Annotated in this window: 18 protein-coding genes; 10 read left to right on the top strand and 8 right to left on the bottom strand. The window is 51.4% G+C overall.

The features are described 5' to 3' along the window. Positions 1-33: 33 nt before the first annotated feature. Positions 34-1,938 carry an ABC transporter ATP-binding protein gene (locus tag GW591_RS03090; RefSeq protein ID WP_166860074.1) on the bottom strand — a complete coding sequence of 635 codons (1,905 nt, stop codon included), beginning with the start codon at positions 1,936-1,938 and terminating at the stop codon, positions 34-36. 5 nt (positions 1,939-1,943) lie between these two features. Further along, positions 1,944-4,064: a bifunctional 23S rRNA (guanine(2069)-N(7))-methyltransferase RlmK/23S rRNA (guanine(2445)-N(2))-methyltransferase RlmL gene (gene rlmKL, locus GW591_RS03085; protein WP_013574866.1), complete on the bottom strand. Its 2,121-nt coding sequence runs from the start codon at positions 4,062-4,064 to the stop codon at positions 1,944-1,946. A gap of 110 nt (positions 4,065-4,174) precedes the next feature. On the opposite strand from rlmKL, the gene GW591_RS03080 reads away from it, so the two are divergent. After that, the gene (locus GW591_RS03080; protein WP_112197637.1) at positions 4,175-5,278 is read left to right on the top strand and encodes a YcbX family protein; all 1,104 of its coding nucleotides are present in this window, start codon (positions 4,175-4,177) and stop codon (positions 5,276-5,278) included. Positions 5,279-5,308: 30 nt separating this feature from the next. Here the strand turns inward: GW591_RS03080 and GW591_RS03075 are convergent, their stop codons facing one another. Both GW591_RS03075 and pyrD read right to left on the bottom strand, forming a co-directional pair. Further along, positions 5,309-5,857 (bottom strand): cell division protein ZapC, encoded by a 549-nt coding sequence (locus GW591_RS03075; RefSeq protein ID WP_013574864.1) that lies wholly within the window; start codon positions 5,855-5,857, stop codon positions 5,309-5,311. Between the two features lie 184 nt (positions 5,858-6,041). Beyond that, on the bottom strand, positions 6,042-7,052 hold the full coding sequence (gene pyrD, locus GW591_RS03070; RefSeq protein ID WP_013574863.1) for a quinone-dependent dihydroorotate dehydrogenase: 1,011 nt from the start codon (positions 7,050-7,052) through the stop codon (positions 6,042-6,044). 315 nt (positions 7,053-7,367) lie between these two features. On the opposite strand from pyrD, the gene ssuE reads away from it, so the two are divergent. Genes ssuE through ssuB form a run of 5 tightly spaced genes read left to right on the top strand, consistent with a single transcriptional unit; the run spans position 7,368 to position 11,738 of the window. After that, a complete protein-coding gene (gene ssuE / locus GW591_RS03065) occupies positions 7,368-7,949 on the top strand; it encodes an NADPH-dependent FMN reductase (RefSeq protein ID WP_013574862.1) in 582 nt (193 codons plus the stop codon). 18 nt (positions 7,950-7,967) lie between these two features. Next, positions 7,968-8,942 carry a sulfonate ABC transporter substrate-binding protein gene (locus GW591_RS03060; protein ID WP_013574861.1) on the top strand — a complete coding sequence of 325 codons (975 nt, stop codon included), beginning with the start codon at positions 7,968-7,970 and terminating at the stop codon, positions 8,940-8,942. Between the two features lie 59 nt (positions 8,943-9,001). Beyond that, positions 9,002-10,156 carry an FMNH2-dependent alkanesulfonate monooxygenase gene (gene ssuD / locus GW591_RS03055; RefSeq protein WP_037036006.1) on the top strand — a complete coding sequence of 385 codons (1,155 nt, stop codon included), beginning with the start codon at positions 9,002-9,004 and terminating at the stop codon, positions 10,154-10,156. A gap of 11 nt (positions 10,157-10,167) precedes the next feature. After that, entirely contained in the window at positions 10,168-10,959 is a 792-nt protein-coding gene (ssuC, locus tag GW591_RS03050) for an aliphatic sulfonate ABC transporter permease SsuC (protein WP_166860071.1), read from the top strand. Then, complete coding sequence (gene ssuB, locus GW591_RS03045; RefSeq protein ID WP_013574858.1) at positions 10,956-11,738, top strand: aliphatic sulfonates ABC transporter ATP-binding protein; 783 nt, start codon at positions 10,956-10,958, stop codon at positions 11,736-11,738. The genes ssuC and ssuB overlap by 4 nt, the downstream gene beginning before the upstream one ends. 75 nt (positions 11,739-11,813) lie before the next feature. Here ssuB and pepN read toward each other — a convergent pair whose 3' ends face one another. Further along, positions 11,814-14,429 carry an aminopeptidase N gene (gene pepN / locus GW591_RS03040; RefSeq protein WP_166860068.1) on the bottom strand — a complete coding sequence of 872 codons (2,616 nt, stop codon included), beginning with the start codon at positions 14,427-14,429 and terminating at the stop codon, positions 11,814-11,816. Between the two features lie 694 nt (positions 14,430-15,123). Here pepN and pncB point away from each other — a divergent pair. The 4 genes from pncB (at position 15,124) to GW591_RS03020 (ending at position 20,833) form a co-directional block, all read left to right on the top strand. Beyond that, positions 15,124-16,329, top strand: a complete 1,206-nt coding sequence (gene pncB, locus GW591_RS03035; RefSeq protein WP_013574856.1) for a nicotinate phosphoribosyltransferase — start codon at positions 15,124-15,126, stop codon at positions 16,327-16,329. 259 nt (positions 16,330-16,588) lie between these two features. Next, positions 16,589-17,989 (top strand): asparagine--tRNA ligase, encoded by a 1,401-nt coding sequence (gene asnS / locus GW591_RS03030; protein ID WP_013574855.1) that lies wholly within the window; start codon positions 16,589-16,591, stop codon positions 17,987-17,989. Between the two features lie 299 nt (positions 17,990-18,288). Next, entirely contained in the window at positions 18,289-19,401 is a 1,113-nt protein-coding gene (gene ompC / locus GW591_RS03025) for a porin OmpC (RefSeq protein ID WP_013574854.1), read from the top strand. 241 nt (positions 19,402-19,642) lie between these two features. Then, entirely contained in the window at positions 19,643-20,833 is a 1,191-nt protein-coding gene (locus tag GW591_RS03020) for an amino acid aminotransferase (protein ID WP_013574853.1), read from the top strand. A gap of 85 nt (positions 20,834-20,918) precedes the next feature. Here GW591_RS03020 and GW591_RS03015 read toward each other — a convergent pair whose 3' ends face one another. The 3 genes from GW591_RS03015 to ldtD form a co-directional block, all read right to left on the bottom strand. Further along, positions 20,919-21,566, bottom strand: coding sequence for an MBL fold metallo-hydrolase (locus GW591_RS03015; protein ID WP_013574852.1), 648 nt, complete (start codon positions 21,564-21,566; stop codon positions 20,919-20,921). A 51-nt stretch (positions 21,567-21,617) separates the two neighbouring features. Then, positions 21,618-22,169, bottom strand: a complete 552-nt coding sequence (locus tag GW591_RS03010) for a YcbK family protein (protein ID WP_013574851.1) — start codon at positions 22,167-22,169, stop codon at positions 21,618-21,620. A gap of 179 nt (positions 22,170-22,348) precedes the next feature. Next, positions 22,349-24,199, bottom strand: a complete 1,851-nt coding sequence (gene ldtD / locus GW591_RS03005; RefSeq protein WP_121019479.1) for a L,D-transpeptidase — start codon at positions 24,197-24,199, stop codon at positions 22,349-22,351. Between the last annotated feature and the right edge of the window lie 282 nt (positions 24,200-24,481).

The following is a 24,481-nucleotide window of genomic DNA, read 5'->3' as shown; positions in this document are numbered from 1 at the left end:
TCCCTTTATCCGGTTGCCAATCATGAGGCAGTGTTAAGCGTTCTTCTGCGCTTCCAGCGCTTCCCAACGTTCAAACGCCTGCTCTAACTCAAGCTCTGCGGCAGCGAAAGCGGTGAGCACCTGCTGCGTTTCTTCATGAGGAAGGGTGAAGAAATTCGCATCGCTCATTTGCTGTTGCAAGGCACTGATTTTTTCTTCCAGAGTGCTGATTTGCGAAGGCAATTGTTCCAGCTCACGTTGCTGATTATAGCTGAGCTTATTCGCGGTGCGTTTGGCCGGTTCTGCTTTAGGTTGTGCAGCGGGTTTATTTTCCGTGGTCACCGCCTGACGGATTGGCTTCTGGTTGCGGCGCTGATGCTGTGCATCATGGTAACCACCGACATAGCTGTTGATCACGCCATCGCCTTCATAAATCCAGCATTCGGTTGCCGAGTTATCAACGAATTCACGATCATGACTCACCAGCAGTACCGTGCCCTGATAGCTGTCGATCATCTCTTCCAGGAGTTCAAGAGTTTCCACATCCAGGTCGTTGGTCGGTTCATCGAGGATCAACAGGTTGCTTGGGCGCAGGAATAATTTTGCCAGCAGAAGGCGGTTACGTTCGCCACCTGACAGCGCTTTTACCGGTGTCATGGCACGTTTCGGGTGGAACAGGAAATCCTGCAGGTAGCCCAGTACATGGCGTGCACGGCCATTGACCATCACTTCCTGCTTACCTTCGGCCAGGTTATCCATCACCGTACGCTCAGGATCCAGCTCAGCACGGTGCTGGTCGAAGTACGCCACTTCCAGTTTAGTACCGCAGTGAACACGGCCGCTGTCTGCCTGAATTTTACTTAACATCAGTTTCAGCAACGTCGTTTTACCACAACCGTTCGGGCCAATCAGCGCAATTTTATCACCACGCATGACTTGCGCAGAGAAGTTGCTCACCAGTTGTTTTCCGGCAATGCTGTAATAAACGTCTTCCATTTCAAAGACAATCTTGCCTGAACTCGCGGCTTCGACCACCTGCATTTTGGCGGTGCCCATCACTTCCCGGCGATCGGAACGCTCTTTACGCAGGGCTTTCAGAGCGCGTACGCGGCCTTCGTTGCGGGTACGGCGGGCTTTGATACCCTGACGGATCCACACTTCTTCCTGCGCCAGTTTTTTATCAAACTCGGCGTTCTGCAGTTCTTCAACGCGTAAGGCTTCTTCTTTTGCCAGCAGATAGGCTTCGTAATTACCTGGATAAGACACCAGTTTGCCGCGATCAAGATCGACAATGCGCGTCGCCATATTGCGGATGAAAGAACGGTCATGGGAAATGAAGATAATGCTGCCCTGGAATTCCTTCAGGAAATCTTCCAGCCACGCGATACTTTCGATATCCAGATGGTTCGTCGGTTCATCGAGCAGCAGAATATGAGGCGCGCTGACCAGAGCACGGCCCAGCGCCGCTTTACGCAGCCAGCCGCCGGACAGGGATTTCAGCTCTGTATCTGCATCCAGACCCAGCTTCAGCAATACTTCGTTGATACGGCTGTCGAGCTGCCACAGGCCCTGATGATCGAGGATCTCCATCACCTGAGCCAGTTTGTTCATGTTCTTTTCGCTCGGGTCGGTTTCAACCAGATGCGAAATCGCGTGATACGCCTTCAGATGTTCAGCCTGCTCGAACACACCTTCGGAGACGAAATCAAACACCGTACCTTCGACATTGCGCGGCGGATCCTGTTGCAGACGCGCAACAATCAAATCCTGCTCATACACGATACGCCCGTCATCGAGCGGCACTTCGCGGTTCAGGATCATCATCAGCGTCGATTTACCGGCACCGTTACGGCCAACCAGACAGACACGCTCATTCGGCTCGATGTGTAATTCGGTGTTATCCAACAGCGGCGAGTCACTGAATGACAGCCAGGCACCTGACATACTAATTAACGACATAAACTTTATTTTTCCTCGCCGGCATGGGACAGCAGCCAGCAGTTATGAATCTGACGATTACGGGCGAAATCCTGTGACAGGGTTTGGCTGGTGATTTCTTTCGCGCTCAGCCCCAGTTTACTCAGTCCGTCGAGATCCATCTGGAAACCGCGCTTGTTGTTGGAGAACATAATGGTGCCGTTGCGACGTAAAATGCGTTTCAGATCTTTCATCAGAGCCAGATGATCACGCTGTACGTCAAAACTTTCGGCCATACGTTTCGAGTTGGAGAACGTCGGTGGATCGATAAAGATCACATCAAACTGTTCGTCACACATGCCCAGATAAGACAGGCAATCCGCCTGGATAAGTCGATGCTGGCGGCCGGTCAGATCGTTGGCACGCAGGTTCTTTTCCGCCCATTCCAGATATGTGCGGGACATATCTACCGTGGTCGTGCTGCGCGCGCCGCCCAGGCCAGCATGAACACTGGCGGTACCGGTGTAAGCAAACAGGTTAAGGAAGTCTTTACCTTTGCTCATTTCACCCAGCATTTTGCGGGCGATGCGGTGATCAAGGAACAAGCCGGTATCGAGATAATCCGTCAGGTTAACCCACAGTTTAGCGTTGAATTCCTCAACCAGCAGGAACTCACCTTTCTGCGCCAGTTTCTCGTACTGACTGGTGCCTTTCTGGCGCTCACGGGTTTTCAGGATCAACTGGCTGGATGAAATATCCAGTACAGACAGGGTGGCGTTTATCACGTCAAACAAGCGCTGACGGGCTTTTTGTGCATCAACCGTTTTTGGCGGCGCATATTCCTGCACCACCACTTTGCTGCCATAGCGGTCAACCGCAACGTTATAATCCGGCAAATCGGCATCATACAGGCGATAGCATTCAATGCCCTGCTGTTTGGCCCATTTTTCCAGTTTTTTGACGTTTTTACGCAGGCGGTTAGCGTAATCTTCCGCCATTTGCGTACCGGCCGCACCCGTCGGGTTTTCTGCCAGCTGATAGTTTTTCTGCACACATTCCAGCGGGCCGTTTTTAGCTTTGAACTGGCGCTCAGCACGCAGTTGCAGGCAGCTCAGCAATTCCGGTGACGCACTGAACAGCGACAACTGCCAGCCACCAAATTTGGTCTTCATGATGCGGCCGAGCATGTTATGCAGCGCAATCAATGCCGGTTCGCTTTCCAGACGCTCGCCGTATGGCGGGTTGCTGATGACCGTACCCACCGGGCCTTCCGGCAGCGGATTCACCAGTTTCCCAACTTCTGAGGCTTCAAAGCTGATCAGTTCCGCAACACCAGCGCGACGGGCGTTCGCACGCGCCATCTCAATCACGCGACGGTCGATATCAGAACCGAAGAAACGGGACGTGGTTTCCTGCACCGCACGGCGGGTACGAACCTGCGCTTCTGCGGTCAGTTCGCGCCACAGTTCAGCGTCAAATTTATTCCAGCCGGTAAAGCCCCAGTGCTGACGATGTAAGCCCGGCGCGCGATCGGCAGCGATCATTGCCGCTTCAATCAGCAATGTCCCGGAACCACACATCGGATCGACCATCGGTGTGCCCGCCTGCCAGCCGGAGCGCATTACAATCGCTGCTGCCAGGTTTTCTTTCAGCGGCGCCTGACCGGTCAGATCGCGGTAGCCGCGCTGATGCAGGCCTTCGCCGCTGAGATCCAGCGCGACGCTGGCGGTATCACGTTGCAGGAAGACGTTTACGCGGATGTCGGGCTGCTGTTTCGCCACATTCGGACGTTCGTCCATTTTGCGGGTAAAGCTGTCGACGATGGCGTCCTTCACTTTCAGTGCACCGTACTGGCTGTTACGGATTTCGTCATTCAGGCCGCTGAAATGCACAGCGAAGGTTTTTTCCACGCCAAAAACGGCCGGCCAGTCGATCGCCATCACGCCAAGATAAAGATCCAGATCGCTGTGAACTTTGAATTCGTTCAGCGGCAACAGGATGCGCGAAGCCAGACGGCTCCACAATAAGCTGCGGTACAGCAGGCGATCGTCACCTTCAAAATGCACCCCTCCCTGCACAACTTTACAGGCTTGCGCACCCAGCGTTTCCAGTTCGCTTTTTAACAGTTCTTCCAGTCCACGCGCCGTGCTGGCAAACAAAGAGTTCATATCGACATATCACCAAAAATAAAATTGTTGCGCATTATAGCTAATCCCCGCCTCTTGTCATAAAGTCTCTGGTTCTTCTTAAGACTTTACACTCTGAGAGGCAGTCTTCAGTGCCCATTCTTTCACGTTTATTTGTTCACCCGGTCAAATCCATGCGCGGCCTGCAGGTTTCATACTCGCTGGTGACAGCAACCGGCCTGGCGTTCGATCGCCAGTTTATGATTACCGATCCGCAAGGCATGTTCATTACAGCCCGCCAGTATCCGAACCTCGTTCTGTTCACGCCGGTTTTGTTGCCCGATGGTCTGATGATCTCCGCGCCCGAAGGCGAAAGCATCACAGTCAAATTTCGTGATTTCGCAGGCGTTCACTCGCCGACGGAAGTCTGGGGCAATCAGTTTACCTCACTCATCGCGCCGGAACCCGTAAATCGCTGGTTAAGTGGCTATTTAAAGCGTGACGTTCAACTGCGCTGGGTTGGCGATGAACCGACGCGCCGGGTAAAAAAACATCCGGAAGTGCCGCTGTCGTTTGCTGACGGATTCCCGTATCTGCTGATCAATGAAGCCTCAATGCAGGATTTACAGCGCCGCTGTCCGGGCGGTGTCAGGATTGAGCAATTCAGGCCGAACATCGTGGTCAGCGGCGCACAAGCCTATGCCGAAGACAGCTGGCAGACGATCCGCATCGGGGAAGTGATTTTCGATCTGGTGAAACCTTGCAGCCGCTGTATTTTTACCACAGTCAGTATCGAAAAAGGTCGCAAACATCCGCGTGGCGAACCGTTGAAAACATTGCAGGGTTATCGTACCGCCAGCGACGGCGATGTCGATTTCGGTCAGAACATGATTGCCCGCAACAGCGGCGTGATCCGCGCAGGCGACAGCGTTCAGGTGCTGGCAACCAGGCCACCACGGCCTTACTGCGCGGGCGATATCATTGAAAATGTGGAAGCGCCAAAAAGCACCGCGCAGGACGTCAGCATTAATTATCAGGGAACGCAGTTTACCGGCAACAATCAGCAGATTTTGCTCGAGCAGCTGGAATTGCAGGGATTACGTATCCCCTATTCCTGTCGTGCAGGAATTTGTGGCGCGTGCAGGATGATATTGAAAGAAGGAAAAGTGGCACCGCTGAAAGAGAGTGCAGTGGGAAAAGATGGAACGATATTAGCGTGTAGTTGTATTCCGGCTACGGATATCGTGCTCGGCTAGAGGTGTATTTAATGAGGATCAGGCAGGAAACTAAACTGCCTGATCGTAAACATCATCCCTGTCAACGCGGAATGCTGCTGGCATTAGCCGGTCATGCATCACTTTAATAGCATCCCCCAGCACCATGCCGCGCCCTGCGACCGTCAGCCGTTCCTGCGCCAGCAGGCACAGACTGGCATTATCACCGGATTCCACCACCAGTAATGTCGCCTGTTCACCGCTTTCCATCACCTGCACCTGAGCAAGCTGACCATTAGCAGGCTGGAAAGGACGCATCTGCTGACTGAAATGCCAGCTCTTCGGCATCAGCGGTTTTAAAAAACGATAAGCGACTAAGGCATTCAGAACTAATTCAGCGCGTTGTTCAGCTGCGAGACGAATATGTTTGCACTGTTCTTCAAAATCAAAATACAGCGCCGCATCATCGACACAAAATGACATATTTCCGAAAGCATCAGGAGTTAACATTTTGGCGGGAAAACGGGAACGGAAAATCATGCCATTGGCGAGGTCCAGCATAAGCCGGTCATGTTCTGTATCAAAATACCAACGCCAATTATCATCTGGTTTAATTTTCATTTCGTCATCCTGTTTACCCTCATGCCCTCTGCCTGACTTCATTACCGGCTAATCTGTAAGAATATATTTTTCAGTAACGAAACGATATCAGACAAATCCTGAGCCTGAATTACGGTCAGTGGACAAAATATAGACGAGCCGGGTTAATAAATAAACCCCTGACTCGTCTTCAGGATGAAAAATATTAGATATGGGTAACAATATCTTTGATCAGACCCGGACCTTTAAAGATAAAGCCGGAATAGATTTGAATTAAGGAAGCGCCTGCGGCCATTTTCTCACGGGCCGCCGTTAATGAATCAATACCGCCAACACCAATAACCGGCAGACGCCCTTGTAATTCATGAGAGAGCATACGGATAATTTCTGTGCTGCGCAGCTGCAACGGGCGCCCGCTCAGACCACCAACCTGTTCGCAATAATTTAGCCCCTGAACCAGTTTACGATCGAGTGTGGTATTGGTCGCAATCACGCCATCCATATTATGGCGCACTAAACTGTCGGCTATTTGGATCAATTCTTCCTCAGAAAGATCCGGTGCGATCTTCACCGCAACAGGCACATATTTCTGATGGCGTTGCTGTAACTCAAGCTGCTTATTCTTAATCGCTGCCAGCAAATCATCCAGCGCTTCACCGTATTGCAGTGAACGTAATCCCGGCGTGTTAGGTGATGAAATATTCACCGCGATATAACCGGCGTACGGATATACTTTTTCCATACAGGTCAGATAATCGTCTGCGCCGTGCTCAACAGGCGTATCTTTATTCTTGCCAATATTAATCCCCAGAATGCCGCCAAAATGTGATTTTTTGACATTATTCACCAGATTATCCACGCCATGGTTATTGAAACCCATGCGGTTAATCAGGCCTTCAGCTTCCACAATACGGAATAAACGCGGCTTATCATTACCGGCCTGCGCACGCGGGGTCACAGTACCGACTTCAATAAATCCAAAGCCCATTGCGCCCAGCGCATCAATACATTCGCCGTCTTTATCCAGGCCTGCGGCCAGTCCCAAAGGGTTCTTAAAGGATAATCCCATGCAGTTTACCGGTTTGGTGGGCACTGACTGGCGGATCAAGAATTCAAACGGGGTGCCGGAAATGCGGCTCAACTGACGAAAGGTTAACTCGTGGGCGCGCTCTGGATCGAGCTGAAACAGTGCTTTCCTGACAAGAGGATAATACATGGAGACTCCTGGATTCCCGGTGGCTAGACGGGGCGGTATTATTGACTAAGCGCCGGACAATTGGAAATGATAACCGGCATATTGACCAAATAATTGCTTCGCTGCGCAAACGATTACCTTTTTGTTACCTTTAATTCACTTTTATTTCCTTTCCCCCCATCGCCCCACAGCACACCCGACACGTGCTTTATCTGATTTGAAACTTTCCATAGCCAAAATTGAGATTTCCGCTGCGCCGCCTCTGCCTGCTAGGTTTACCTCACTTCGTTAAGAAAAATGATAGTTCTATAACAGATTGTTATAAGGAATAAGCAAATGCGTGTAGTGACTCTGGCAGGCAGTCCGCGACAACCCTCCCGCTCCTCTTCCCTGCTGGCACTCAGCCACCAGTGGCTGGCGAGCCGTGGCGTTGAAGTCTTTACCTACAATATTCAGGATTTTTCAGCAGACGATCTGCTTTTCGCTAATTTTGGCAGCCCGCAACTCAAGCAACTGAATGCTGAACTGGCGAGTGCTGATGGCCTGATCGTCGCCACACCAGTGTATAAGGCGTCTTTTTCCGGCGCACTGAAAACCCTGCTCGATTTACTGCCAGAACGCGCGCTCGACCATAAAGTGGTGTTGCCACTGGCTACAGCCGGATCTATCGGCCATATGCTGGCCGTCGATTACGCCCTAAAACCGGTACTCGCCTCGCTGAAAGCACAGGAAGTTTTGCAGGGCGTTTTCGCAGATGACAGCCTGATCACCGATTATCAGACGTTCCCTGCGAAGCTGGCCCCCGCACTGGAAGAGCGTTTGATCGAATCTCTGGAAAACTTCTACCTGGCGCTGAGCCGCCGCCGTCCACAGCTTCCGTCTGTTGCATCCCTTTCTGCGCAAGCACTGCGTGTCTGACTTTAAAAGGAATTAATCATGCCTGCTTCTTTCTCTTTATTACGCCGTATCCCGGTTGTGGCCAGCCTGCTGACCAGCCTTTTCCTGAGCGGCACCGCAACGGCTCAGGAAAAGGATCCGGCGCAATTACGTATTGCCTATCAGAAAGGATCTGTCGGACTGGTGCTGGCGAAATCACACCAGTTACTGGAAAAACGTTTCCCGGACACAAAAATAAGCTGGGTAGAATTCCCTGCCGGGCCGCAAATTCTTGAAGCGCTGAACGTCGGAAGTATTGATCTGGGCGGTACCGGTGATTTGCCGCCGTTGTTCGCGCAGGCAGCGGGGGCAGATTTGTTGTATATCGGCTCTGAACCCCCGAAACCGAAAGCAGAAGTGATTCTGGTCGACAGCAAGAGTCCGATCAAAACCGTCGCAGATCTCAAAGGTCATAAAGTCGCTTTCCAGAAAGGCTCCAGTTCGCACAACCTGCTGTTGCGTGCCCTGCAACAGGCGGGCCTGAAATTCAGCGATATCCAGCCGGTCTATCTGACCCCTGCCGATGCACGGGCCGCATTCCAGCAACATGATGTGGATGCCTGGGCTATCTGGGATCCGTATTATTCGGCCGCGCAAGTTCAGGGTGATGTGCGCGTTCTGACCGACGGCTCGACGCTCCACCAGACGGGCTCCTTCTATCTGGCACCGAAAAAATACACCGAGGCCAATCCTCAGTTCATCAGTCAGGTTCTGGAAGTGTTAACGCAGGCGAATGCGCTGACCAAAACTGACCGTGAACAAAGTATCAAACTGCTTTCTCAGTCGATGGGGTTACCGGAAAAAGTGGTCGCCTCTTATCTGGATCATCTGCCGGATATGCCTATCACGCCGGTCAGTGCGGAAACAGAAAAGCGCCAGCAGCAAACCGCCGATTTGTTCTATCAGAACCATATTTTGCCAAAGCCGGTTGAAATTAAAGACCGCATCTGGAAACCAGCCGTACAAGCTAACTGAACATCCATTTAGCCGCCGCTGAGCAGTAACGAATCGCACACTTTGAGAGGAACACAACGATGAGTCTGAACGTATTCTGGTTTTTACCTACCCACGGCGACGGCCGCTATTTAGGCACAGAAGAAGGTGCCCGCGTGGTCGATCACGGCTATCTTCAGCAGATCGCGCAAGCGGCTGACCGTTTAGGTTTTGGCGGCGTGCTACTGCCAACGGGTCGTTCATGCGAGGACTCATGGCTGGTAGCGGCTTCCCTGATTTCTGTCACACAACGTCTGAAATTCCTGGTGGCGCTGCGTCCCGGCATTATTTCTCCGACACTGGCAGCCCGTCAGGCAGCAACACTCGACCGGCTTTCCGGCGGTCGTGCACTGTTTAATCTGGTGACCGGTGGCGATCCGGCTGAACTGGCGGCTGAAGGTTTACACCTCAATCATAAAGAACGTTATGAAGCGTCGGCGGAATTTACGCGTATCTGGCGTCGTGTTCTGGAAGGCGAAACCGTCGATTACGAAGGCAAACACATTCAGGTCAAAGGCGCGAGCCTGATGCATCCACCGGTTCAATACCCCCGCCCGCCGCTGTATTTCGGTGGTTCTTCCGACGAAGCGCAGGATCTCGCCGCCGAGCAGGTGGAACTTTATCTGACCTGGGGCGAACCTCCGGCGTTAGTGAAAGAGAAAATTGAACAGGTGCGTGCCAAAGCTGCCGCACAAGGCCGCACCGTGCGTTTCGGCATTCGTCTGCACGTGATTGTGCGTGAAACCAACGAGGAAGCCTGGCGTGCTGCCGACAAACTTATCGCCAACGTGGATGATGAAACTATTCAACGCGCGCAGGCGGCTTTCGCTAAAACCGACTCTGTCGGCCAGCATCGTATGGCGGCATTGCACGGCGGCGACCGCAACAAGCTGGAAATCAGCCCGAATCTCTGGGCCGGCATTGGTCTGGTACGCACCGGAGCCGGGACAGCGCTGGTGGGCGATGGCCCGACCGTCGCCGCGCGTATGCAGGAATATGCTGATCTGGGCATTGATACCTTTATTTTCTCCGGTTATCCGCATCTGGAAGAAGCGTACCGCGTCAGCGAACTGCTGTTCCCGCATCTGGAACTGGCGAAACCGGAAGATGACAATACTGTGAAGAAAGCCATTTTGCCGCGTGGCGAGCTGGTCGCTCATGACTTTGCGACCAAACGCACCGCCAGTCAGCACTGAGGAGAATACCGATGACAACGACACAACGCTGGCTGAACCGCGCTGCTCCCTGGGTAGTGCCGGTGGTTCTGATCTGTGGCTGGCAGCTGGCTGTCGAAGCGGGCTGGTTATCCAACCGCATTCTGCCCGCTCCCAGCGCAGTGGTGGAAGCCTTCTGGACACTGGCGAAGAGTGGCGAGCTGTGGCAGAACCTGAAAATCAGTACCTTCCGCGCTCTGATTGGTTTCGCTATCGGCGGCAGTCTCGGCTTGCTTCTCGGCTTTATTACCGGGCTTTCCCGCTGGGGCGAACGTCTGCTCGACAGTTCTCTGCAAATGCTACGAAACATTCCGCATCTGGCGCTGATCCCGCTGGTAATCCTGTGGTTCGGCATTGATGAATCCGCCAAGATCTTCCTGGTGGCGCTGGGAACGTTGTTCCCGATTTATCTCAACACTTACCACGGCATCCGCAATATCGACCGCGGTCTGCTTGAAATGTCGCGCAGTTACGGGCTTTCCGGTTTCCCGCTGTTTATTCAGGTGGTATTACCGGGCGCGTTGCCATCAATTATGGTCGGCGTACGATTTGCGCTGGGGTTCATGTGGCTGACGTTGATTGTGGCCGAAACCATTTCCGCCAACTCCGGGATTGGTTATCTGGCGATGAATGCCCGCGAGTTTTTACAAACTGACGTCGTGGTTGTCGCCATCGTGCTTTACGCCATTCTTGGCAAACTGGCCGATGTCCTTGCCCGCCTGCTGGAAAGTGTCTGGCTGCGCTGGCACCCTGCATATCAGAAAAAACAAGGAGATGCCGCATGAACGCCCCCGCACGTATTCCGCAAGGCACGCCGGTGACACTGTCCGGCATCACCAAAAAATACGGTAACCGCGCCGTGCTGAACGATATCAATCTGCGCATTCCGCCCGGCCAGTTTGTAGCCGTCGTCGGGCGCAGCGGTTGTGGCAAAAGTACCCTGCTGCGTTTGCTGGCCGGGCTGGAAAAAACCACTCAGGGCGAACTGCTCAGCGCCAGCGCACCGCTGAGTCAGGTGCGCGAAGATACGCGTCTCATGTTTCAGGATGACCGCCTGCTGCCGTGGAAAAAGGTGATTGATAACGTGGGATTGGGCCTGAAAGGCCAGTGGCGTGAAGCCGCACAAGCTGCACTGGAAGAAGTCGGGCTGGCAGATCGTGCCGACGACTGGCCGTCAGCATTATCCGGCGGACAGAAACAACGCGTGGCACTAGCGCGTGCATTAATCCACCGCCCTCGCCTGCTGTTACTGGATGAACCGCTGGGCGCACTGGATGCCCTGACGCGCATCGAGATGCAAAGCCTGATCGAGCGTTTGTGGCAGCAGCATGATTTCACCGTGCTGCTGGTGACGCACGATGTCAGTGAAGCGGTGACCGTCGCTGACCGTGTGATCCTTATCGATCAGGGGCAGATTGGCATGGATTTAACGGTTGATTTGCCACGTCCGCGTCGTAAAGGTTCTGCGCGACTGGCGGAGCTGGAAGCCGAAGTGCTGGAACGCGTGCTGACGCCACAGCCTCCACACACGGTGGCGCAGGAAGCAAAACGCGCGCAAAACTGATCTCTCTGTTCAGCGAATACAAAACGAAAAAAGGGCGATGTTTCCATCGCCCTTTTGCTTTGCGGTTAATTGCGATTACGCATCTAACGCTTTGGTAATTTTCTCGAACAAATCACCGGACAGATTTTCCAGCCCTTTCAGCTGTTGCAGCGCCTGACGCATCAGCGCCTGACGGTTTTGGTCATAGCGTTTCAGGCGGATCAACGGCTCGATCATACGCGCCGCTACCTGCGGGTTACGGGTGTTAAGATCGGTGAGCATTTCAGTCAGGAACTGATAACCGCTGCCATCTGCGGCATGGAATGCAGAAGGATTGGCAGACGCAAAAGCACCGATTAATGAACGGACCCGGTTCGGGTTGCCCATGCTGAATGAACGGTGGTTCAGCAGTGAGCGGACTTTCTGCAATACATCGGCTGCCGGGCTGGTCGCCTGCTGGATAAACCATTTATCCATCACCAGACCGTCGTGATGCCAGCGCTCATCGTAAGCCGCCATCAGGGATTCACGGCAAGGCAGTTGCGCGGAAACCGCCGCAGACATCGCCGCCAGAGAATCCGTCATGTTATCAGCCTGCTCAAACTGCGCTCTGACAAGTTGATCTGCCAGCGTCACATCGGCAAAGGCCAGATAATGCAGGCAGGTGTTACGCAGCGAACGTTTACCGATATCTTCATGCACGACACGGTATGCAGGCAGACGGTTAGCGTTGTAAACCGCCAGGAATTCATCCGCCATTTCGGTTGCCAGACAACGGGTGATCGCATCGTGAACAGCGCTGATCGCTTCAGGATCGATAATATCGAACAGTTCAGCAATTTCATTTTCAGACGGCAGAGTCAGAATCTGCGACGCCAGCGCCGGATCAATGTTCTCATCCAGCAATACCGCCCGGAACGCATCTGCCACATGCAACGGGAGGGACAATGGCAGTTTCTGCTGATGACGCGCTACGTTCAGTTTGATGTAAATTGCCAGCAGGCTTTGTGCCGCATCCCAGCGGGCGAAATCATTACGCGCGTACTTCATCAGGAAAGTCAGCTGATGATCGCCCCATTTGTAATCGAGTTTCACCGGTGCGGAGAATTCACGTAGTAAGGAAGGCACCGGCGGATATTCCACGTCGTCAAACACAAACGTCTGCTCAGCTTCAGTCACGTTCAGCACGTTACTGACCGTCTTACCCTGTTGTTTCAGCGCAATCACATTGCCCTGCGGGTCATACAGTTCAATATCCAGCGGGATATGCAGTGGCAGCTTTTCAGTCTGATCAGGCGTCGGCGGGGTTTTCTGGCTGACAGTCAGGGTGTATTGCTGTTTTTCCACGTCATAGTCGTCGCGCACGGTCAGCACTGGTGTACCAGACTGGCTGTACCAGCGACGGAACAGGGAAAGATCGACGTTTGAGGCATCTTCCATCGCCTGTACAAAATCGTCACAGGTTGCCGCGCTGCCATCATGACGCTCGAAATACAACTGCATGCCAGCCTGGAATTTCTCTTCACCCAGCAAAGTGTGCAGCATGCGAATAACTTCTGAACCTTTCTCGTACACCGTCAGGGTGTAGAAGTTATTCATTTCAATGACTTTTTCCGGACGGATCGGGTGCGCCATCGGGCTGGCATCTTCAGAGAACTGCGCACCACGCATGACACGTACGTTATCGATGCGGTTAACTGAACGCGAGCCCAGATCAGAGCTGAATTCCTGATCGCGGAATACGGTCAGGCCTTCTTTCAGGCTCAGCTGGAACCAGTCGCGGCAGGTCACGCGGTTGCCGGTCCAGTTATGGAAGTATTCATGGCCGATCACCGCTTCGATACCGAGGTAATCTTTATCGGTTGCGGTTTCGGCTTTCGCCAGCACGTATTTGGAGTTAAAGACATTCAGGCCTTTGTTCTCCATCGCGCCCATGTTGAAGAAATCAACGGCGACAATCATAAAGATGTCGAGGTCGTATTCCAGATTAAAACGGGTTTCGTCCCATTTCATGGACTGCTTCAGGGATTCCATCGCCCAGCCTGCACGATCCAGATTGCCACGATCGACAAACAGTTCGAGCGCTACATCCCGGCCGGAACGGGTTTTGAAGGAATCGCGCAACACATCAAAATCACCCGCGACCAGCGCAAACAGGTAGCAAGGTTTCGGGAACGGGTCCTGCCATTTGATCCAGTGTTTGCCGCCTTCCAGCTCACCCTGATCAATACGGTTACCGTTTGACAGCAAATAAGGATAGCGGGCTTTATCCGCCACAATGCGGGTCGTGAAACGCGCCAGCACATCCGGACGATCCAGATAATACGTAATATGGCGGAAACCCTCGGCTTCACACTGCGTACAAAGCGCTTCACCGGAAAGATACAATCCTTCGAGCGCAGTGTTTTTTGCCGGATGAATTTCATTAACAATCGCCAGTTCAAAGGCTTCCGGCACACCGGTAATTTCCAGTGCGCCTTCTTTTAACTGATATTTTGGCCAGTCCTGGCCGTTAACCTTCAGGCTAATAAGGGTCAGGTCTTCGCCGTTGAGCACCAGCGGCGCGCCCTCTGCGCCCTGTCGTTTAATCTGACTGACCGCAGTCACAAGGGTCTTCTGTGCATCAAGCTCGAAATTAAGGTCAATGTCCGTGATGGTATAGTCCGGCGCACGATAATCGTGGCGGAACTTGGCTTGTGGCAGTTGAGTCATAAAAAACCTTTTGACGTGTTGGTGGTTAGTAGTGATGGCGATATTGATTGATGAAGCAGGTTTTGCAAGTCAGCGAATCGCTGCACAGCACACCGGACGACCTTCATACTTTTTATCTTTAAACTCTACCACAGGCATCAGGAAATCCCAGATTGTTGCCAGTTTGTGAGTGCGTATGCGCACCTTTCAACCAAAACACAGAAATTTCTGTAAAACAGCGGGTTTGGCGCATCCGGCAAAAACACAACCGTCACGGACAGCTTGTCGTATGGCTTCATGGTATTCACATACTGGTCGTGATGTGGGTGATCGGTATTTGGGGCAAAAAAAACCTGAATCACTCTCGAAAACATCAGTTCGTTTACTATCGTGAACAAACGTAGCGAAATGAACATAAGAAAACCGGGGTTTAATCGCCCCCAATTTTTTCTTCCTTAATGTCAGATTGATTAAATTTATGTAATCAATTCGTGCTTTTTTTACGCCGGAAAATCGCCAGCTTGCCCATATTTCCTACATTTAAGCACATTTAGACCTCGACCATTCCCCGACAATTATGATGTGATGAGGGTTCTTTGACGGGATAATACGGTATACTTCACAGACTTTGCTGTTTTATCCAGAACGTTTTTTTTACGGAACGGTTGTTTGTGTTCAAACACTCAGTTTCTGACGAGGATGCTGTAAACGCGCTATGACTCCATACGCCTCCCCGATTTTGACTTCGCTGTTAGATACCGATGCCTACAAGCTTCATATGCAGCAAGCAGTCTACCATCGCTACCACAACATCAGCGTCGTGGCAGAGTTCCGTTGCCGTGGTGATGAACTGCTGGGCGAATACGCCAGCGAGGTCCGCCAGCAAATCCAGATGATGAGTCAACTGGCGCTGACGGACGACGAGTTCACCTACCTTTCCGGGCTGCCGTTCTTCACGCAAGATTACCTGAACTGGCTAAAAACCTTCCGCTACAATCCTGAACATGTAATGGTTTCCGATCGCAACGGACATTTGCATGTGCGCATCGAGGGCCCGTGGCGTGAAGTGATTATGTGGGAAGTGCCTCTGCTCGCGGTCATCAGTGAAGTTGTCCATCGCCAGCGTTCTCCACAAGTGACGGCGCAAATGGCAGTGGAGCACCTGCGTAAAAATCTCGCCAGTTTTAAAGAACAGGCCGCAGATATCGATCTCGGTGCCTTCCGTCTGATGGATTTCGGTACCCGTCGTCGTTTCTCCGGTGAAGTTCAGGAAGCCATCGTCAGCACACTGAAAAATGAATTCCCTTATCTGGTCGGCACCAGTAACTACGATTTAGCGCATAAATTGCAGCTGGCACCGGTCGGCACGCAAGCCCACGAATGGTTCCAGGCACATCAGCAAATCAGCCCGGTTCTGGCTAACAGCCAGCGCGCGGCGTTGCAGGCCTGGCTGGACGAATATCCGGATCAGCTGGGGATCGCTCTCACTGACTGCATTACGATGGATGCTTTCCTGCGTGATTTCGGCAGCAAATTCGCCAATGCCTATCAGGGACTGCGCCATGATTCCGGGGATCCGTTTGAATGGGGTGAGAAAGCGATAACGCATTATCATGCGCTGGATATCGACCCGATGACCAAAACGCTGGTCTTTTCCGACAATCTGGATCTGGACAAAGCGTTACACCTGTATCGCCATTTCCATCAACGGGTGAATCTGATATTCGGGATTGGTACGCGTCTGACATGTAATATTCCGGGCGTGAAGCCGCTGAATATTGTCATTAAATTGGTACAGTGCAATGGCAAACCTGTCGCGAAACTCTCTGACAGCCCAGGCAAAACGATTTGCCAGGACAAAGCTTTTGTTAAAGCCCTGCGCAAAGCTTTCGATCTGCCGCTGGTGAAAAAAGCGTCCTGACTCTCCCTAAAGTGCCGGAAATCAATCCGGCGCTTTATTCAGATTTTCTTTCCTTTATATAGTTGCGATCTAATTCTGCTCGGCTTTTATTCACTCTCTCAATATTTCCCCACAACTCTCTTCATTCGCGCCACAATTCTTGTCCGCTGACGACGATTTCTGCTTGTGTCCTGAGAAAGCCTAAGTAACATAGCAAAATCCCTATTTACAGGGTGTCCAATATTTCTTAGTCAACATATATAAAGAAAGAGAGAAATCTATGAGCGTTGTGCCTGTAGTCGACGTACTGCAAGGCCGTGCTGCGGTTGACAGTGAAGTCACCGTACGCGGTTGGGTACGTACCCGGAGAGATTCTAAAGCTGGTATCTCATTCGTCGCCGTTTATGACGGCTCCTGCTTTAATCCTTTACAGGCCGTCATCAATAATTCTCTGCCCAATTATCAGGAAGACGTATTGCGTCTGACGACGGGTTGTTCAGTAGAAGTGACCGGTATTGTTGTCGCCTCACCTGGCGAAGGCCAGAGTTTTGAGTTGCAGGCAACGACCGTCAACGTTGTTGGCTGGGTGGATGACCCTGATACTTATCCGATGGCGGCAAAACGCCACAGCATCGAATACCTGCGTGAAGTGGCTCACCTTCGCCCGCGCACCAATCTGATTGGTGCTGTCGCCCGTGTGCGCAACACCCTCTCTCAGGCCATTCACCGTTTCTATCATGAAAACGGGTATTTCTGGGTGTCCACACCGCTGATCACTGCCTCCGATACTGAAGGCGCGGGTGAGATGTTCCGCGTATCGACACTGGATCTGCAAAATCTGCCGCGTACAGACAAAGGCGAAATCGACTTCAGCGAAGATTTCTTCGGCAAAGAAGCGTTCCTGACGGTTTCCGGCCAGCTGAACGGCGAAACGTATGCCTGTGCGCTGTCCAAGGTTTACACCTTCGGTCCGACTTTCCGTGCAGAGAATTCCAACACCAGCCGTCACCTTGCGGAATTCTGGATGGTAGAACCGGAAGTCGCATTTGCGACACTGGATGACATCGCAGCACTGGCTGAAAACATGCTTAAATATGTTTTCAAAGCCGTTTTAGACGAACGCGCAGACGATATGGCCTTTTTTGCTGACCGTGTAGACAAAGATGCTGTTGCACGCCTTGAGCGATTTGTAACATCCGATTTCGCCCAGGTAGACTACACCGATGCAGTAGAAATATTAATGAATTGTGATCAGAAATTCGAAAACCCGGTTTCATGGGGTGTCGACCTTTCTTCTGAGCATGAACGTTATCTCGCGGAACAGCATTTCAAAGCGCCGGTGGTGGTTAAAAACTATCCGAAAGATATCAAAGCCTTCTACATGCGTATGAATGACGATGGTAAAACCGTCGCGGCAATGGATGTTCTGGCACCGGGCATTGGTGAGATTATCGGTGGCTCTCAGCGTGAGGAACGTCTGGACGTACTGGACGCCCGTATGGCTGAAATGGGGCTAAATAAAGAAGATTATTGGTGGTATCGCGATCTTCGTCGTTACGGCACAGTCCCGCATTCAGGCTTCGGCCTTGGCTTTGAACGTTTAGTCGCCTATGTAACCGGTGTTCAAAACGTTCGTGACGTGATCCCGTTCCCACGTACACCACGTAGTGCAACCTTCTAATTAATTAAACTATTTTTAATTAACATAATAGTTACAAAACTAAGGCCAGCTTTGCTGGCCTTAGTCATTTTCAAAGATAGATCCCTGTCACAAAGTTCCGTAAAATACACATTTTGAAATACATTCTTTCCTGCTGAAACATATTTAGTAATTTAGTAGCATTTTCGCTGTGGATTAAGCTCACCACGGATGGAATAGTGCGTTCAGACACAGGAGACACCAAACTTTCGTGAATAGTTCCGTAAAGAATTATTTAGGCAGTGGCAGGTGTCCAAATAAAACCAATGAGGGTAATAATAATGATGAAGCGCAATATTCTTGCAGTGGTAATCCCTGCTCTGTTAGTTGCTGGTGCAGCTAATGCAGCTGAGATCTATAACAAAGATGGCAACAAACTGGATCTGTACGGTAAAGTTGACGCACGTCACACCTTCTCTGACAATGCTGGCGACGATGGCGACCAGACCTATGTCCGTTTCGGCTTCAAAGGCGAAACTCAAATTACTGACCAACTGACCGGTTACGGCCAGTGGGAATACAACGTTCAGGCTAACCATGCAGAAAGTGCTGGCGATGAAGGCAACAAAACTCGTCTGGGCTTCGCAGGTCTGAAATTTGGTGATGCAGGTTCTTTCGACTACGGTCGTAACTACGGCGTAATCTACGACGTAATGTCCTACACCGACCAATTGCCAATCTATGGCGATGACACCATGTACCAGAACAACGACAACTTCATGGTTGGTCGTGCTAACGGTGTGGCAACTTACCGTAACAGCAACTTCTTCGGTCTGGTTGATGGCCTGAGCTTCGCTGTACAGTACCAGGGCAAAAACGACGAAGGTCGTGATGGTCGTGGCGCAGTTGATTCCAATGGTGACGGCTGGGGTACTTCTGCCGCTTACGCTATCGGCAACTCAGGTGTTAGCATTACTGGTGCTTACTTCTCTTCTAACCGTACTGTTACTCAGAAACAAGACGGCACTGGCGACAAAGCTGACGCATACGCATTCGGCGCTAAATACGACGCTAACAACCTGTACCTGGCAACCTTCTACGGTGAATCACGTAACACCACCGATTACGGTAACCCGGATGCAATTGCTAACAAAACTCAGAACTTCGAAGTTGTTGCTCAGTACCAGTTCGATTTCGGTCTGCGCCCATCTATCGCATACCTGCAGTCTAAAGGTAAGAGCCTGAACGGTTTCACCAACAACGGTTCTACCTACGCTGGCGGCGATGCTGACCTGGTTAAATATGTAGAAGTTGGTACTTACTACTACTTCAACAAAAACATGTCTACCTATGTTGACTACAAAATCAACCTGCTGGACGACAACAGCTACACCAAAGCAGCGGGTCGCAGCACTGACGACATCGTGGGTGTTGGTCTGCAATACCAGTTCTAATATCACTTAACGATGCGCTTACGGGCGCATCAAAGTGGATATCAAGGCAGAGCTTCGGCTCTGCCTTTTGCATTTCTGAGTCTTGAAAAGACCGCTTTTCCACCCTCGCCTATAAAATATTTTAATCTCCCACGCCTTCTCACAACTCTGTTTTCTTTTTGCCGCAAACGGTTGGCAAAAGGGGGCGCTGGCGTTACCCTGATGACCTCTTTCGTAATATCAGGCTATGGAATTTTCCGACATGTTTGAAAAAATCACTGCAGCACCTGCTGACCCTATCCTGGGTCTTACCGATCTTTTCCGCGCTGACGACCGCTCTAATAAAATCAATCTGGGGATTGGTGTTTATAAAGACGAAACAGGTAAAACGCCGGTTCTGGCCAGCGTGAAAAAAGCCGAACAGTTCCTGTTGGAAAATGAAACCACTAAAACCTATCTGAGTATCGACGGGTTGCCTGATTTTGCCCGTTGTACACAGGAACTGCTGTTTGGCAAAGACAGCACGGTTATTGCTGATAAACGGGCACGCACCGCACAGACTCCGGGCGGCACCGGCGCTTTGCGTATCGCAGCGGATTTCATCGCTACACAAACCAGCGCCAGACGCGTGTGGGTCAGTAATCCGAGCTGGCCGAACCATAAAGGTGTGTTCTCTGCTTCCGGTCTGGAAGTTGTGGAATACAATTACTATGACGCTGCAAATCACAGCCTTGATTTCGATGGCATGCTGAAAAGCCTGAGCGAAGCGAAAGCAGGCGACGTGGTGCTGTTCCATGGCTGCTGTCACAATCCAACCGGTATCGATCCTACAGAAGAACAATGGGCACAGCTGGCAGAATTGTCGGTGAGCAACGGCTGGTTACCGTTGTTCGACTTCGCCTATCAGGGCTTTGCAAAAGGTCTGGAAGAAGATGCGGCGGGTCTGCGCCTGTTCGTGGCAAAACATAAGGAATTGCTGGTCGCCAGTTCTTACTCGAAGAACTTCGGCTTATACAATGAACGCGTAGGTGCTTGTACGTTAGTCGCAGCCGATGAAGAAACTGCCGGTCGCGCTTTCAGCCAAATGAAATCGGTTATCCGTGCAAACTACTCCAACCCGCCGTCACACGGTGCTGCGGTTGTAGCCACCATACTGGGTAACGAAGCTTTGCGCACGCTGTGGGAGCAGGAACTAAGCGATATGCGCCTGCGTATCCATCGTATGCGCCAGCTATTCGTCAGCACCTTGCAGGAAAAAGGCGCTCAACAGGATTTCAGCTTTATTATTAACCAGAACGGGATGTTCTCTTTCAGCGGCCTGACCAAAGATCAGGTATTGCGTTTACGTGATGAATTCGGCGTGTACGCGGTGAACTCCGGCCGTATCAACGTTGCCGGCATCACGCTCGAAAATATGGCACCGCTGTGTGAAGCCATCGTCGCCGTACTGTAAAAGATAAGCAGTGTTGCTCAATTAAAAAAGCCCGTCAGGTATCCTGACGGGCTTTTTGTTTTTTGCTGATAAACAGCAAACGTAATTACCAGACCGGCATTTCATCCTGCAGGAACGGGTTCGTTTTACGCTCATAACCAAAGTCTGACATCGGGCCATGACCGGGAATAAAGACCATGTCATCGCCGAGCGGTAATAATTTCGTTTTGATGGAATGAATCAGCGCCTGATGGTCACCACGCGGGAAATCACTGCGGCCTACGCCACCCTTGAAAATCACATCACCAGAAACGGCAATTCGCGCTTTATCATTGATGAAGACAATATGCCCCGGCGTATGGCCTGGACAATGCAACACGGATAAGATTTCTTCACCAACACTCACTGAATCCCCTTCTTCCAGCCAGGTATCCGGCGTCAGCGGGTCACAATGGTCGAGGCCAAACATCTGGCTTTGGGTCGGTAACGCATCCAGCAGGAATTCATCTTCTTTTTGTGGTCCGATAACCGGTACCTGATAGTGCGCAGCCAGTTCTGCTGCGGCACCCACGTGATCAAGATGTCCGTGAGTCAGCAAAATTTGCGTAACCAATACACCTTTGGCAGAAACTTCCTGGATGATCCTGGCGGCTTCACCGCCCGGATCAACAATGGCGGCCTGATTGGTTTTAGCACACCAAATCAGTGAGCAGTTTTGGCTGAACGCCGTGACGGTAATAAGATGGGTTTTCATAGAGCTCCACAAAATGACCTGCACATTCCGGCAGGCCATTAATTACACACATCACCAGGTCCGTGCGGGACCGGTATCGATGTGCACAAAGTTACTTCGTGGATAATATCCTACACCACCCATCCGCATTTTTAATGCTGCTTTGCGGATATTGCTCAGTTCGATGCCCTGAATATGGAAATCCATTGCCTGCCCAAGCGTGTGATAGCTGTGCTTCGCTACCCCGCTTCCGGGTTCACGCATGCTGTTGTTTGTCGCCAGTGAGCGGTAACCCGAAATCAGCTGGACTGGTTTATTCGTTCCGCCAAGCATCACCTGCAAACGATAGAGGTGATCGAACAACGCGGGATCGATAGATTTTACTTTTTCCGCACGATAGTCCCTGAACAGATGATTCAACCGGGCCAACTCATCCTTGTTGTAACGCTTTCCATCAAAAAACTCGGTTTTGAGGGTTTCGCCGGTATTGATATTGTTAACGACTAAAATACGCGGGCGAGGTGTGGAAAGAGTGGCGAATGCACGACCTGGAAGTAATGCAATCCCCATAGCGGCACTGCCTAATGCCAGCCATTTACGGCGATGTTTGTCGATTTCATTCATGAACAGTTTACTATCCGGTAAGAGAGTCAAAAATAAGCTCTGATCTGAGCCGTTTTGAACCTTAACTGCCAATTTTCTGCGAGTCAAGGGAACCCATATAAGCAAAACGAGCGTGCCAGTGGCTCACGCTCGTTCGATGGCCAAATACTCTGACCCTTATCAGATTAGTTTTACTGCATTTATTGAAGCAAAATTTCCGCCTGAGGCAGAATTTGTGCACCGGATCTCACCGTTGAATCATAATTGTAAATATCTGTTCTGAATTGCGGCTTACCGTCATCCGCGACCCATGCCGTCAGATAAAACAGTTTTACCGGTATATGATGGCGTATTGCCACATACGTGGTATTGCCGCCCTGCAATGCAGAGGATATTCGCGTGTCATTCCAGCCTGCATCCTGTAACAGCATATTGGCTAATTCAGAAGCCTTATTCACCCTCACACAGCCAGAACTCAGCGCACGAATGTCTTTGCTGAACAAGTTATGGTTTGGCGTGTCATGCAGATAAATAGCATCAGAACTCGGCATATTAAATTTATACCGCCCCAGAGAGTTGCTTACGCCCGGCGCCTGACGGATGCGATAGGGGAAATGGTTGGGTGATATCATTGCCCAGTCGATCATTGAAGGATCGATGATTTCAGCATCGTTACTCCAGCCAGACAATACCTGATAGCCATGTTGCTGGAAGTAACCGGGATTGTTCATGGCTTTAGGCACGATATCTTCACGCACTAACGTTGTGGGCACATTCCACGGTGGATTGACCACCACATTATTCAACGCACTGCTCATTAACGGCGTTTTACGGCTTGGACGACCGACAATTACCCGTGACGACAACACTTCATTGCCATTGAGATAATAGGTGAGCTGATAGTTTGGAATGTTCACCATGATTCCGGTGTTCACATTGCCTGGAAGAATGCGCAGACGCTGAATATTCAGCGCCAGCAAGGTAGCACGCAATTGCGGAGAGGCATTCAGCCACTGACGGGTACGTCCGCCAATAATACCGTCCGCTTCCAGCCCCTGCCATTTTTGAAAACGCTTAACAGCTTCCACTAAATCCGGTGTGTACTGATTATCAGCGACAGCCACTGGCGCGGGTGTCGCTGGCACTTCTGTCGACTGAACCGTTGGCAGGACATCTTGTACTGATGTTGCGGAAGGGCTGACAGCCGGGGTCGATTGCTGGGCCTTATCAGCGGTTTCATCAACAGACAGATCGTCATTTGCCGCGCTTCCCGGCGTGTTCGGGGCGATAGTTTCATCTGTCGGTTTAGCCACCTTATTCTCTTCAGGCGAGGCGACCATCATACCGGTTCGGGTCAGGATCTCCCGCAAGGCCGGGACATCGTCACTGATCTGGTCCGGACGCAAACTGGCTGATCCTGTCATCACGGGCCATGGTCGATTGTCCGTCAGCATGGTTTTCAATGCATCATGCATTTTGGTGTAATAAGGGTGCTGTGGTGCGAGAGTCGACAAATAGTGTGACGTATTGCCCTGACGCACAGCCAGCTGCCACTGATTAATCACAGTCAGCGACGGCGTCGTCATTTTGTACGGTGTGGCGCTGTATAACCACTTATCTCCATTGGCTTCCACGCTGCTCGTAAACTGCAAATAGCCCAGCATTGCATCTGACAACACCACATCACGGGCCATGCCGGTAACTTGCGGATCCGTCAGCCATTTCACCCATTGCGTGAACTGAGGCTGGATCCCCGATATGGCCAGCTCGGCGAGTTGCTGCTGGAATAACTGAACTGTTTCGCGATCGTTCCACATGGGCTGCATATGATTTGCAGCATAAAGCGATGACAGAGATGACAGATACAACGGCCTGATGCCCCTTGGCAATAACTCTGCCTGCAACTGGCTCATGCTCTGTACGCTTGATAGCGTGGTTTTTCCTAATGGCAGCGCGGGCACGGTAGCCCATGCAGCAAACCACGGCGAGAGACCGCTCGCCAGCAGACAGCTGGCGACTAAAAACCTGAGAGACCTTTGATTCATTAACATCTTCCCTTGCCTCCCGATAAGGTGCTCAATCTCATCCCCAAAATTGAGCCAACAGCTCTTGGAATAAGTATATAAAGAGAATTCTTTTTTTGCGTAGGAACTCAATGAAATAGAGCCCGCGTGTAACGTAAAGACTCTAAGCCAGCTGTCAGTTTAAATAAAGTCTTCCCTTACGTGTTTATGTGCTGTTTTCAGGCATTCGTCTATAAATTGCGCAGCACCCTAGCGTTGGCTTACAAACTATTTAGTTCACCACAACTTTTTAAAGAAATATAAGTGAAA

It is taken from the genome of Rahnella aceris (assembly GCF_011684115.1).
Lineage (GTDB): Bacteria > Pseudomonadota > Gammaproteobacteria > Enterobacterales > Enterobacteriaceae > Rahnella > Rahnella aceris.
This window is presented reverse-complemented; position numbering and strand designations above follow the sequence as displayed.